Annotated in this window: 10 protein-coding genes and 2 pseudogenes; 8 read left to right on the top strand and 4 right to left on the bottom strand. The window is 41.5% G+C overall.

Features of this window, described 5'->3' with window-relative positions:
• Window positions 1-5: 5 nt before the first annotated feature.
• Window positions 6-2183, bottom strand: coding sequence for a YhgE/Pip family protein (locus tag ACH9UM_RS09910; RefSeq protein WP_400091232.1), 2178 nt, complete (start codon window positions 2181-2183; stop codon window positions 6-8).
• Window positions 2184-2185: 2 nt separating this feature from the next.
• Window positions 2186-4714 (bottom strand): YhgE/Pip domain-containing protein, encoded by a 2529-nt coding sequence (locus ACH9UM_RS09905; protein WP_400091230.1) that lies wholly within the window; start codon window positions 4712-4714, stop codon window positions 2186-2188.
• A 178-nt stretch (window positions 4715-4892) separates the two neighbouring features.
• On the opposite strand from ACH9UM_RS09905, the gene ACH9UM_RS09900 reads away from it, so the two are divergent.
• From ACH9UM_RS09900 to ACH9UM_RS09885, 4 genes are all read left to right on the top strand, one after another.
• Complete coding sequence (locus ACH9UM_RS09900) at window positions 4893-5483, top strand: TetR/AcrR family transcriptional regulator (protein ID WP_004847117.1); 591 nt, start codon at window positions 4893-4895, stop codon at window positions 5481-5483.
• Between the two features lie 112 nt (window positions 5484-5595).
• Complete coding sequence (locus ACH9UM_RS09895) at window positions 5596-6966, top strand: sodium-dependent transporter (RefSeq protein ID WP_400091227.1); 1371 nt, start codon at window positions 5596-5598, stop codon at window positions 6964-6966.
• Between the two features lie 10 nt (window positions 6967-6976).
• Window positions 6977-8446, top strand: coding sequence for a class I SAM-dependent DNA methyltransferase (locus ACH9UM_RS09890; protein ID WP_009243708.1), 1470 nt, complete (start codon window positions 6977-6979; stop codon window positions 8444-8446).
• Between the two features lie 278 nt (window positions 8447-8724).
• Window positions 8725-9930 carry a restriction endonuclease subunit S gene (locus tag ACH9UM_RS09885; protein WP_400091224.1) on the top strand — a complete coding sequence of 402 codons (1206 nt, stop codon included), beginning with the start codon at window positions 8725-8727 and terminating at the stop codon, window positions 9928-9930.
• Here the strand turns inward: ACH9UM_RS09885 and ACH9UM_RS09880 are convergent.
• Together ACH9UM_RS09880 and ACH9UM_RS09875 are read right to left on the bottom strand one after the other, a co-directional pair.
• On the bottom strand, window positions 9927-11222 hold the full coding sequence (locus tag ACH9UM_RS09880) for a tyrosine-type recombinase/integrase (RefSeq protein ID WP_004841158.1): 1296 nt from the start codon (window positions 11220-11222) through the stop codon (window positions 9927-9929). The two genes, ACH9UM_RS09885 and ACH9UM_RS09880, sit on opposite strands and share 4 nt — an antisense overlap.
• A gap of 86 nt (window positions 11223-11308) precedes the next feature.
• Window positions 11309-11938 carry a helix-turn-helix domain-containing protein gene (locus tag ACH9UM_RS09875; protein WP_004841162.1) on the bottom strand — a complete coding sequence of 210 codons (630 nt, stop codon included), beginning with the start codon at window positions 11936-11938 and terminating at the stop codon, window positions 11309-11311.
• Between the two features lie 175 nt (window positions 11939-12113).
• Here ACH9UM_RS09875 and ACH9UM_RS09870 point away from each other — a divergent pair, with 175 nt between their 5' ends.
• The 4 genes and pseudogenes from ACH9UM_RS09870 to ACH9UM_RS09855 form a co-directional block, all read left to right on the top strand.
• Window positions 12114-12344 carry a helix-turn-helix domain-containing protein gene (locus tag ACH9UM_RS09870; protein WP_002578307.1) on the top strand — a complete coding sequence of 77 codons (231 nt, stop codon included), beginning with the start codon at window positions 12114-12116 and terminating at the stop codon, window positions 12342-12344.
• A 146-nt stretch (window positions 12345-12490) separates the two neighbouring features.
• On the top strand, window positions 12491-12805 hold the full coding sequence (locus tag ACH9UM_RS09865) for a hypothetical protein (RefSeq protein WP_009243674.1): 315 nt from the start codon (window positions 12491-12493) through the stop codon (window positions 12803-12805).
• Window positions 12805-13220: pseudogene (locus ACH9UM_RS09860) on the top strand (hypothetical protein). Before ACH9UM_RS09865 ends, ACH9UM_RS09860 begins: the two are co-directional and overlap by 1 nt.
• Window positions 13135-13578: pseudogene (locus ACH9UM_RS09855) on the top strand (MobA/MobL family protein); the annotation flags it as partial. The pseudogenes ACH9UM_RS09860 and ACH9UM_RS09855, both read left to right, overlap by 86 nt.
• Window positions 13579-13580: the final 2 nt, after the last annotated feature.

Here is a 13580-nt window from a genome sequence, read left to right as displayed (position 1 = left end):
TGCATTCAGATAAGTTTTGTGCTTTCGAGCTTCTCCGTAAATGCATCATTCAGACGTATGACAGGTTTCCGAAGGAGCAGACCGAGCAATAGTGCGGGGATGAGAAAAAGAGCTAATGTTCCGAGTTCTTTCCAATAAACTGTGCTGTAAAAGCCGGCAATACATTCTCTCATGGCATTCATGCTGTGCGTAAACGGCAGAAGGGGATAGACTTTTTGGAAAAAGTCAGGCGCTACCTCAATAGGGAATGTTCCGCCGCTTCCGGCTACCTGCATAACAAGTAAGACGACGCAGACGGCTTTTCCGATATCGCCGAATGAAACGGTGAGCGCATAAATGATACTTACATACACGATGCTTGTAAACCATCCGGCGAAAAGGAAGTAAACCGGATGTTGACACTGGATGTTTAAATAAAACAAATCGCCCAGACAGATGAGGCTGCTTTGCAAAAGGCCGATCGCTATAAAAAGTAGACTTCTTCCGATATATGTTTCATGAGGTTTCGGATTAAAAACTCCTGTCAAAGCTTTTCCTGAAACATTGACTTTCAGCATGGCGGCAAGCACAACGCCGCCAACCCACATGGCGAGTGTAGAATAAAAAGGAGCCATTGCCGATCCGTAATTTTCGATCGGGTAGACCGGATGCTCGGAAAGACTGACCGGAGACGCAAGAAAGGCGGCGATTGCTTCCGGTTTTTGCGCCAACAAGTCGGTCAACACGGAAAGTCCGTCACGGTTTGGGTTTAAGAGCGCTTCAGACGCGGATGAAAGTTGTTCAGATACATTACTTAGCAAAGTTGAGGAATCTGAAAGCAAAGTATGGATAAGGGCAAGGTCATCGGAAGCGCTGTTTGTAATATCTGTCAAGTCAGAGGCGCCTTCATTTAATTGTGTTAAAAGAGCGGATACAGAAGATCCGGTGCTGCCTAGACTGCCTGCCAAATTTTCCAGTTGATTTTTAACAGTTGCTTCATAGCTGTCTTTCACTTCCGAAGTGGAAGTCAGGCTCTCTTTAATAAGTCCGTCGATTTCTGTTTTTAAAGAATCCGCATTTTGAACGGCGCCGGTAATTTTTATTCCGGCATTATCAAGCTCGGCTTTTAAATTTGTCTGATGCTCGACGGCAGTCGAAATCTGCTTCAGAATCGGATCGATCACAAGACTAAGGTTTGGGTTTGCGTTTTTTATAGCAGTTAAAGAGTCCGCAAGAGATGTATATCCGTCGATGACAGTTTGTATCCTGTTTGAGACTGCATTAAGGGAAGCGAAAGCGGCATCCGCATCTGTACTGTAGGCGTCAAGTGCGGTTTGGATCGTGGAAGAGACGGATGAATAATAAGTTTCTCCGTCAGATAATGCCTGACTGACTGCGTCAGTTGTGCCGGATAAAGCGGAAGAAAGAGAAGCAATCCCGTTTCCTGCATCTGTCAAGGCGCCAAGGCTTGTCTTTGTTCCGTCTCCGGTATGGGAAAAGATAACAGAAGTCGTATCTAGCATCAAAGAAGCGGCGTCTGTCATATCAGAAAATGCCTGTACAGTTCCGGAAGCAGAATCAAGATCGGCAGAGATTTCTGCAAGCGAAGCAGATAAATTTTCTGCAAGAGATGCATCCCCTTTTTCTGCGGAAACGTCAGCAACAAAACGAAATGCGTCCAGAGCTGTTTTGGAAATTGTCTCTGTGAAGGTTTCGTTAATTTCCTGACGGATTGCATCTGCGCCTTTTTCTGTTACTTTTGGGGCGATGGCGTTCTCCTTTTCGTTGATGCAGTAAGTAATTGTCGGATGTGTCGTTTCAGAAGAAAACAGACTCATCATATCTTTGCTGAATGTTTCAGAAATGACAACAGAAGCATAATATTTTCCGGAACGTACACCGTTAGAAGCGTCCTTGGCATCTGTAAATATCCAGTGAAGCTGTGTGTTTTCACGCAGTGAAGAAATAATGTCATTTCCGAGATTGAGCCGGACCGGAAGCAGTTCGCCGTCATATCCTTTATCAAGACTTGCGACGGCTACTTTTAAATTTCCGGTATTTTTGTACGGATCCCAACTTGCGGCAATATTAAACCATGCATAGAGAGAGGGAACGATAGTAATGCCGAAAATAACGATCAGCGCGATTACGTTTTTTCGGATATTGTGGATGTCGTTTCGCGCAATGCGTATGATATTTTTCATAGTCAGTTTTCCTCCATTTTTCTGAATAATTTCAACATTTCTTCAAATGACATACCGGACAGTTCCTGTTGAGCTGCAAGTTCGTTATGTATGTATTCCACTGTGATCAGCCATGTGGCGATTAAAATAATAGATAAGATCCAAAGAATGAGGAATACAATTTTAGATTCAAGGCTGAACATAAGGATCAGGAAAATGAGCGGAATAGTTAAAATCGCAAAAAATCCAAAACGGATCATTTTGTGATAATTTTTTTCAAAACGCTGTGCTTTCTCGGCAGTTTGGATCTGAAGTTCTTCTTGTGATAAAGAAGCTTTTAGTAAAAGAGAAAGCTGTGCGCTGCGTCTGATATTTCTGTCGGGTGTTTCACCAAGCATTAAATCGGTTTCTGCAAGTTTAATGTCAAAAAGCCGGTTCAGACCTGAAAGCAGAGGTCTGATCCCAAGTCCGATCAGTAAGGAAACGGGAACGAAAAGGAGCAGGATGAGCAGATTGTGTATATAAGTGCTTCCGTACATTCCGGCAATACATTCTCTCATTGCGGAAATACCGTAAGTAAAGGGTAGGAACGGATGGACGTTTTGGAAAAACGCGGGTGTCATTTCTACAGGATATGTGCCGGACGATCCGGGAATCTGAAGGATGACGAGGAGAACACATAATGCTTTCCCGATGTGTTTAAATGAGATTGACAGTGCATAAATAATATTGACATACACAAACGAACAGATCACTCCGGTAAAGATAAGAGCGGCTGGATGCGCGCATTCAATCCCTTTTAGAAAAACATCTCCGATACAGACAATGAATCCTTGTACCATTCCGACCGTGATATACAAAAGCCAGCGTCCGAAATAGAGAGAGGCAGAAGAATATCGAAGCATAGAGCTGTCTTTATCTACTTCTAATTTAAAAATCGCGATGAGGACGATGCCGCCGACCCAAATTGCAAGGTTTGTGTAAAAAGGCGTCATTGCCGAGCCGTAATTAGCTATTTTATAAAAACTCTTTGTTTCTATTTTCACAGGTGAGGACATAAATGCCGATACCGATTGCTTGTCGATTCCTTCTAATGAGAGAAGAGTTTCGTAGATGTCAGAACCGGAAAGGGCATTTAAGTCTGTTTGAATCGCACCGAGATGTTCCTGAACATTTGACAGGGCGGTTTTTGTGCCTTCAAGAGCCGTTACAGTATTTGAAAGTCCGGCGCTCATTTGGTCTAACAGGTTGTCGATCTGATCGGCGGAGGAAGGAACTGTTGTTAGAAGATCGTTCATTTCTCCTGTCAAAGAAGAGAAAGCATCTAATGTCTTGTTTAGCTGCGGCAGAACGTTTTTGTCCAAAACAGCGCGGAGGTCGTGCAGACTGCCGATGTTTGCGGATGTAATTGTGTAAAGCTGTTCCCGGGTAGAAGCGGTTGTGTTGATGGCATTTTGTATTCCTGCATTTCCGGCGCTTAAAGAGAGGATCAGTTCCTGATTATTTGTGTTTTGAGCCTGCAGTCCGGCGATGGCAGAATCCAAATCAGATCCGGGAATGAGTGAGGCGAGCTCTCCTAACTCTTTTAAAATATTTCCGTTTAAGACGGCAGTGGAATTGGCAAAATCCAGTGCGTTTCCGATCGATCCGTTTACCGAGCGGGCGGCAGTTTCAAGATCGGTAAGTCCTGCTGATGCGATATTGTGCGCCTGACCGAGCAAAATTTCTCCTTGTGTCAAAGATGAAGATAGGGATGAAGAAAAGTTTCCTGCGGCAGTACGGGTTTCAGAGAGGATGCGGGAAGATTCGCTTAGAGCCGAAGAACCCGACGAGGCGGCGGATTTTAAAGATGAAGCAGTTGATTTTGCGCGTGTGATCAGGGGGGCAGATTTTTCTGCGGCTGCATTGAAGTTTTCGAGAAGTTGTTTGTAGGCGGCAATGTTTGCATCAGCTTTTTCAAGTGTTTTAGTAATATCGGAATTGACAGATCCAAGTGTTGACGACAAGTCTGACGCAGACTGCTTTAATATGCCGGAAACGGATTCAGAAGCAACCGAAGAGAAGGTGCTGTTGATCTGTTCCTGAATTGCGGCTGCGCCTGTGCCTGTGATTTTGGGAGCAATGGCATTGGCTTTTTCATTTATGTAATAGTCAAGTTTCGGCGTCTGTAAGTCGCCGGATAAAATACTGATCAAAGAGCGGCTGAAATCTTCGGGAATAACAATAGAAGCATAATATTTTCCTGATTTTACTCCGTTGAGAGCCTCTTTTTCCGAAGTGAACGTCCATCCGAGCTGTTTGTTTTCTTTTAGATTTTTGACAATTTCTTTTCCTGCATTGATAGAAAGATTTTCGGAAGATGCTTCTTTATCTAAACAGGCAATAGCGACTTTAATCTTAGACGTATTTCCGTATGGGTCTAAATTGGCTGCGATATTAAACCATGCGTATAGAGAAGGCAGCAGGCATACGCCGATCAGAACAAGAATCGCCGCTTTATTGTGTAAAAGGCGGGAGAGGTCACGCTGAAAAATGTGAAATGATTTTTTCATAATATCAGAACTCCTTATATATTAATAGATACAATGTTGATTTTCTTGATAAAGAGTATTATATTAAGGTAGAAATAGATTTACAACCATTAATAGAAGTGTGAAATGTCGGATAAACGACAATATAACGAAATGTGTTGACACATGTGAAGAGATATTATGACGAGGAGAAAGCGATATGGAAAAAAAGACAGACCGCAGGGTGAGAAAAACTAAAAACCAGCTTCGTACGGGACTAGCCCGTCTTATGAAGAAAAAAAATATCGGACAGATTACCGTAAAAGAACTTGTAGATGATGTGGATATTAACCGTTCGACATTTTATCTGCATTATTCGGATATTCCGTCTCTTCTAAAAGAGATAGAAGATGATATGATTGAGGAAATAGAAAGAGCGATTCTGGAGCATCCGATTAAAATCGAGAAAGACACTACATACTTGTTTATAGAAGATTTGTTTCGGGTGTTAAGCGATAACAGAGAGATCGGATGCGCGCTTCTTGGTCCATACGGTGATATTACGTTTATCAGGAGAATTGAAAAATTTTTGGAAGAAAACAGTCGTGATCTTTTGGCGGAACGCTTTCCCGAAAAGTTTGCGGAAATGAAATATTTCTATTCATTTTGTTTTAACGGATGTCTTGGATTTATTAGAACATGGCTTGAAAACGGGGAAAATATGCCGCCTGAATATGCGGCTCGTCTTACATTTCAAATGGTTGTAAGTTCGCTTGATGCTTTTTATGAAGATGCGAAAGAAAATAAATAAATATTTTGTAAATAATGGTGGAAAAAAAGTGTGTATATATGGTACATTAATATCTGTACAGTTGTAACACTGTACAGTATTAAAATGGTATATAAGGAAGAGAGGAAATTTTATGAAGAGAGAAAAATTCGGCTCCCGCCTTGGATTCATTCTGATTTCGGCAGGGTGTGCGATCGGTCTTGGAAATGTATGGAGGTTTCCTTACATTACCGGGCAGTACGGAGGAGCGGCATTCGTATTGATCTATTTGCTGTTTCTTCTGATACTTGGATTGCCGATCATGGTAATGGAGTTTTCGGTTGGAAGGGCATCAAGAAGCAGCGTTGCGTTATCATTTGACAGATTAGAGCCGCTTGGTACAAAATGGCACTGGTATAAATGGTTCGGCATGGCAGGAAATTATCTGCTTATGATGTTTTACACAACGATCGGCGGATGGCTGCTTTTGTATTTTGTAAAAATGGCAGCGGGAAATTTTAAAGGCTTGGATGCGTCGGGAATCAAAAACGAGTTTGGCGAGCTGATGCAGCAGCCGGGAATTATGATCGTATGTATGATCATTGTTGTGGTAGCCTGCTTTGCGATTTGCAGCATCGGGCTGCAGAAAGGCGTAGAAAAAATCACAAAAGTGATGATGCTTATGCTTCTTGCGCTTATGATCATTCTGGCGGTACGTTCCGTTACTCTTTCAGGGGCAGGCGAAGGACTGGCGTTTTATCTTGTTCCTGACTTTGCCAAAGTAAAAGAAGCGGGACTGATGGAAGTTGTATTTGCGGCAATGGGGCAATCGTTCTTTACATTGAGCCTTGGAATCGGCGCGATCGCGATTTTCGGAAGCTACATAGACCGCTCCAGAAGTCTGACAGGAGAAGCAGTATGCGTAACCGTTCTTGATACATGTGTAGCGCTGCTCTCGGGATTTATTATTTTCCCGGCATGTTTTGCTTTCGGAGTGAACCCGGACAGCGGTCCGAATCTTATTTTTATTACGTTGCCGAATATATTTAATTCTATGGCAGGAGGCAGAATTTGGGGAAGTATCTTTTTCCTCTGTATGCTTTTTGCGGCGGCGTCAACGATTATTGCGGTATTTGAAAATATCATTTCATTTGCGATGGATCTGACCGGATGCTCGAGAGGCAAGGCAGTGGCAGTGAATCTGGTTGTGATTATCCTGCTTTCACTTCCATGTGTGTTTGGATTTAACCTGCTGAGCGGATTCCAGCCGCTCGGAGCGGGAAGCACGATCCTTGATCTGGAAGATTTTATCGTCAGCAATAACCTTCTTCCGCTTGGAAGTCTTGTATATCTTCTGTTTTGTACAAGCCGTTATGGCTGGGGATGGAAGAACTTCCGCAAGGAAGCTAATGCGGGAACGGGAATTAAATTCCCAAAATGGTCACGGATCTATGTGTCATATATCCTTCCGCTGATCGTGTTATTTATCTTCGTACAGGGATATTGGTCTAAGTTCTTCGGATAGGGAGGTATCTATGTTACCATCGGTAGTGAAAAATAAAATAGAGCAGATATGGCTGGATGTGATTGCGGGAGGAGTTTCTCAACCGACAGAAGTAATAGAACAGTTGACGTATCTGATGTTTGCAAAGCAGATTGATGAAAGAGAAGCAGATATTGAAATGGCGGAATTGCTTTCGGGAGAAAAACAGAGTCATATTTTCGGAGAATCAAGAGAAGAACAGGCTCTTCGCTGGAGAAACTTTAAAGGAATGGAAGCTCGTGCGCTTCACAAGCATTTCGTTGATAGAGTATTTATTTTTTTGATCAATCTGAATTCAAATGAAAATTCAGCTTTTTCAAGATATTTAAAACATGCAACATTTAAGATAAATGAACCGTTAGCGTTACAGAAAGTTGTTGCCGGTTTAGAAGATTTGTTTGAAAATGATATTAAAGATTTAGATATGCAGGGCGATCTGTATGAATATATGCTTGGAAAATTGAATTCAGCCGGACGCTTGGGAGCATTTAGAACGCCGAAGCATATCCGGGATATGATGGTAAAACTTATGATGCCGACACCGGATATGAAGATTTGTGATCCGGCTTGCGGAACTGCCGGATTCCTTATTTCTAGCGCCGAATATATAAGAAGTGAATATGGAAACAAGATGACTGCCGAACAATGGGAAAAATATGGTTCAGAAACATTTACAGGTTTTGATACAGATGAAACAATGTGCCGTTTATCATGTATGAATCTGATGCTGCATTCTGTTATAAATCCACAGTTAAATAAACAGGATAGTGTTTCTAAAGATTATCAGGTGAAAGATGCCTATGATTTGATTTTGGCAAATCCACCGTTTAAAGGAACGATTAATAAGGAGAATATCAATGAATCCTTATTGGCAATTACAAATACAACAAAGACAGAGTTGTTGTTTGTTGCATTGTTTATCAGATTGCTGCGTGTAGGTGGAAGATGTGCATGTATTGTGCCTGACGGCGTTCTTTTCGGTTCGTCAAAAGCACATAAAAACTTACGGAAAGAGTTGATTGAGAATCAGTACTTAGAAGCTGTAATATCGATGCCTTCGGGAGTATTTAAACCATATGCGGGAGTATCAACGGCAATTTTGATATTTACAAAAACAAATGGGACAGGAACGGATAAAGTTTGGTTTTATGATATGAAAGCAGATGGTTATTCGTTAGATGATAAACGTCAACCTGTTCAAGAAAACGATATTCCTGATATTATTGAAAGATTTCATAAGAAAGAAAACGAAGAGGATAGAGAGCGGACAGAACAAAGTTTTATGGTTGATAAGCAGGAGATTATAGATAATGGATATGATCTGTCAATCAATAAATACAAAAAAATAGAATATGTTCCTGTAGAATATCCACCGACAGAAGAAATTCTTGCTGAAATTGAAAAGTTAAACGAGGAAATTACGAAGGAAACGGCAGAATTGAGAGCATTGCTTAGAAAATAAAATAGAGAAGACGAAAGTTGATAAGAAAGACATTTGTTATTTTATTGAATCGGACTTTCAAACGTTGGATTTATGGTCTGACTTTTGAGGGGGCAAAATAATAGGTGTCTTTTTTGATTTCGCATGTTCGTGATGCGACTGGCATTTTCTTTCATTATAGTTATAATTGTTGTGATTTTATTACTATATTTGAAAACTTATGTAATGGGTATTTGATTGAGTGGATAAATCTTGTATAATGAGGAGGACAATAAATTAAGATTTGTAGGGATGATAGAATGACAAGAATAAGAGTGCCATTAGGGAAATTCATAAAGGAATACTCGGAGCGAAATAAAGGGAACGAAGATATTCCAGTGTACAGCGTGACAAATAGTCAGGGATTTTGTACAGAATACTTTGGCAAAGAGGTTGCTAGCCAAGACAAAACCACATATAAGATTGTTCCGCAAGGTTATTTTGCATATAATCCTTCGCGGATAAATGTCGGCTCTGTTGATTGGCAGAGGTATGAAAAACGTGTTATCGTAAGTCCTCTCTATAATGTATTTTCAGTATCAGAAGGGATTGACCGTCAGTATCTATACTATTTTCTTAGAAGTGATTTGGGCAGACAGATGATAAAGGCTAAGGCATCTGGAAGTGTTAGAGATAATTTAAAACTGGATATGCTGAAAGAAATGACTATTCCAGATATTTCTGTAGAGCAACAGAAGTTTTGTTCTTCTGTGTTGGATAAGCTTCATAAGTTGATTCAGATGCGCCAACAGGAATTACAAAAACTTGACGAATTTATCAAAGCCCGATTTGTCGAGATGTTTGGAGATGTAATCCACAACAGCAAGAAATGGCAAGTTTGTTTATTTGCAGAGATCACTTCTTCACGATTGGGGAAAATGCTAGATGCAAAACAGCAAACTGGAAGAAATAGTTATCCTTACTTAGCCAATTTCAATGTTCAGTGGTTTCGGTTCAATCTTGAAAATCTAAATAAAATGGATTTTGATGAAAAAGACCGTGCAGAGTTTGAGCTGCGTGAAGGAGATCTTTTGGTTTGTGAGGGTGGCGAAATTGGACGGTGTGCTGTGTGGCATAATGAGTTACAGCCATGTTTTTTCCAAAAGGCGTTGCATCGAGTGAGATGTAATCACCAGATAATTTTACCAGATTATCTGGCGTGGTGGTTTAGATATAATTGCGATTATGGAGGTTTTTCTGCATTAGCCGGTGCAAAAGCTACTATTGCACATTTGCCTGGTGCAAAATTAAAGCAGTTACAGGTCGCCGTACCTCCAATGGAATTACAAGAGCAATTTGCTGTCTTCGTCGCTCAAACCGACAAATCAAAATTTGTGGAGAGATTTCCTGAGTTTTCCTTATTTTACAGGCTTTTTAGCCCCTTAGATAGTGAAATGATATGTATTTTCCCTTATTTTTACCCTTGTGAGGAATCCGCAAGGGAAATAAGGGAAATTTTTATTTAAGCGTTGCTCGCTACTTTATCAAGAAGTCTTGCGGAATCCCGCTTTGCTTTTCTTGTTGAGTGAGCGTAAATGTTCATTGTGGTACTGACATCGGAATGTCCTAACAGTTCCTGTACATCTTTCGGAGCAGCTCCATTCGAGAGCAGGTTGCTGGTGTAGGTATGTCGTAACTGGTGAAAGTGAAAATCTTCAAATCCTTCCAGCTTTTTTGATACTGACCTGCAAGCAATGCCGAGTGTACTCGGCAGTTCCAGACTGCCATCCGGTCTGAGGCAGACAAAGGATATTTCTTTATAATCTGCCGGGACTTCCTGTGTTCCGTCAAGGTGATAGTATTCATAATACACCCTGTTTTTCACATGCACCTCTTTGTAGTAGTTGCGGTGGTAAAGTTCCCCGTACTGCATCCGGCTTTTCAGTTGTTCCCGTCTTGCTGCTTTCAATATTTCAGTCAGCGTATCTCCAAAATCAACAATCCTTACTTTCTTTCGCTTGGTCGTTCCAATCACATTTTTATGCTTTGCACCGTCGTAACGGATACTTCTTTTAATGGTCAGGCATTGATCTTCAAGGTTGATGTCCTGCCATGTAAGACCACAGGTTTCACCGATGCGAAGTCCTGCATAATATGCAATCTGAATCGGCAGGATCGCAGGTGGATTTTTCTTTTCCAGATACTTGATAAGTCGCTCATAATCCTCATGTGAAATCGGCTGTGTGCCATCTTCGACTTCATCATCGGAAAAGAGGTCAACTTCCTCTGCCTGTTTTTTCAGCTTAATATACTGCATCGGATTGAAACTGATTAACTGTTTTGGAAATACTGCAAAACGGAATGACTGCTGCAACACTGCGGAAAAAGAATGGATATAATCTTTACTGTATCCTTTTCTCACTTTTCCGTCTGGAAATTCGCCACCGAATGTAAGCAGATCAAGAAATGCCTGTAAATGTTCGGCAGTAACTGTTTTCAGTTTACGGTCTGCAATCGGGTGTTTCTTAGTGCAACGGATTGCACTGAGATAATTTTCCACTGTGCCATTACTGAGTGTTCCGGTTTTCAGTTCTTCTTCTGCCCACATGTCCAGAAGTTCACCTACGGTAAGGTTATCTGCTTTTGCAACAAATTTCTTATCTTCGTAATCTTCCAGTGCCTTGCGGAGAAGTTTTTCTGTCTCACTTTTGCTTTCGGTTCCGGCATATTCTTTCTGAACCATTTTGCCGCTTGCGTCCTCTACATAGAAGCGGTAGTACCATTTCTTTCCTTTCTTTCTAACAGATCCTTTTGCCATAATCGTATGTCTCCTTTCGATATCAGACAATCGGAACTGCTGAAATGCTTCTTGCGTGTAAGTATATCATAACTCCGATTATCTTACTATACCGATTCAGAATCCTCGTACATAACTTCGGATAAAAGATTTGCAAGCCGTTGTTCTGCTGTTTCCGGTTTCTTGGAATAGAGCCTTACAATATCTGCCATGTCATTCAATGCGTTGACAGTATGGGTGATCTCCCTGAGAAACATGATCTCGTTATATTCATCATTCGATTCAAACCCCATTACTTTTGCAATGTCCGCTTCTTTGGTATTGCCTTTGTAATTCTTGCAGGCGAACTGGAACGAATCCAAAAACAGTTCATATTGTTTCAACATTAACAGCAGTAGGTCTTTGGAAAAAGCATCTTCTGTTTTCGTAAGGTCAAGAGGTAACTGTTTGAGAATATCCGTCATGGCATCACGAATCTGTAATTCTCTTTTATCCGTAATGTCGGTTTCATATTCGTCCGTTTCCCCTCTGAGCCATTCCACAGATACATGGAGAGCTTCTGAAAGACCTTCCAGCACCATTTTCTTTGTATTGTCAATCGTTCCGGCTTCATATCTCTGAATCGTAGATGCAGTCACACCCATCTTTTCAGCGATATAAGGCTGTGTCAGATTCAATTCTGTACGGCGCTGTTTTGCCCTGCTACCGATCAGCTTGCGTAATTCTTTATCTTTCATGCTGATGTGCCTCCTTTTTCGGTATGTCATTACTATACCACATAACAAACAATATTGCAATATGCAATTAAACAATAAATAATATAATTTCGTAATGCTTGACAAGATGATATAAACACGCTATACTGACAGCACAAAAGAAATTGCATAATGCAATTTATAAGGAGGTGGTCACATGACGCAAAGAAAGATTGCCTTATCTATTGAGGAAGCTGCGGATTATACGGGAATCGGCAGGAACACCCTGAGAAAACTGGTGGAGTGGAAGAAACTTCCGGTATTAAAGGTCGGGAGGAAAGTCCTGATTAAAACGGATATGCTGGAACTTTTCATGGAAGCCAATGAGGGCAGGGACTTAAGGGATAAAGGAAATGTGAAAGCCGTCACAAGAAACGGTTCCACTTAAAAAGGCGGTTCCCGAAGAAACCGCCAAAGGTTTTATCAGACCGAAGCCATGATATACCTACACGCAAGCAGATTATACCATGTACTTCGTCTGACAGACAACAGGAAACTTATGTTTGGTAGAAAAAAGAAAGGACGATGATATTTATGGCAAGATCAACAAAGAGTTATGAGGAGCGTCTGCTCCAGTTGGAAAAAAGAGAACAGGAAAGCCTTGAAAAAGCGAAACAGTACGCAGCACAGAAACGGGAACTGAAGAAACGTCAGAAAGATGTGGAAACAAAAAAACGAACCCACAGGCTCTGTCAGATTGGCGGTGCGGTGGAATCAGTGATTGGTTCTGCGATTGAGGAAGAAGATATTCCGAAGCTGGTCGGCTTCTTAAAAAGGCAGGAAGCAAATGGGAAATTCTTCTCAAAGGCAATGCAAAAAGAGCCAGTTGCGAATACGGAGGAAGTGTAATGCCGGAGGGAGTGGAGTTTCCATTCCCTTCATTGCTTTTTTATGAAGGGCGCACTTATGGACAACCAGAGGTCGTCCGTATAAGTTTGCCACAGGTGGCAACCGGTCTGCGCTAACGCTTGCCGGGCTCGTTCCGTCGGCGGGCATTTCATGCAGACCTGCTCATGTCGCAGGAGGCACTCTTCGCCAGAGGGGCGCATTCCATGCAGGCTGTTATGCACAGAGCACTCTTACGCAGAGGGCGTTCCGGCAGATACCATTCTCTTTTACAGGAAATGTTAACTGCCGGAAATCAATGCCGGGTACGGCAGAAAGGGGGGAAACGGATCATGGCGATCTTTCATTATACGGTAAAGATTGTCGGACGCAGCAAAGGGAAATCCATCATATCAGCGTCTGCCTATCTCAATGGTGATGTAATGAAAAATGAAGAAACAGGCAGGATCAGTTACTACACTTCCAAAAGAGAAGTTGTTTATACCAGTTTGATGATGTGTGAAAATGCACCGCAGGAATGGCAGAATGTACCTGCCGAAAATATCAAACGGTTTCAGAAATCTGTCCGGTATAAAAGGGCAGACAACAAAGAAGTTGTACTGGAGAAATTCAAACTTACTTTTCAGAAACAGTGCTTATGGAATGAAGTTTTGAAGATTGAGAAAAGTTCAGACGCACAGCTTGGCAGATCGTTTGAGTTCTCACTTCCAAAAGAATGGAATCGACAGGAACAAATTGAATATACAACAGATTATATTCAGAAAAACTTTGTGGACAA

The sequence above is a fragment of the Mediterraneibacter torques genome, from assembly GCF_044591705.1.
GTDB classification, from domain to species: domain Bacteria; phylum Bacillota; class Clostridia; order Lachnospirales; family Lachnospiraceae; genus Mediterraneibacter; species Mediterraneibacter torques.
The sequence above is the reverse complement of the archived record's forward strand: the minus strand, read 5'-3'. Positions and strand labels throughout refer to the sequence as shown.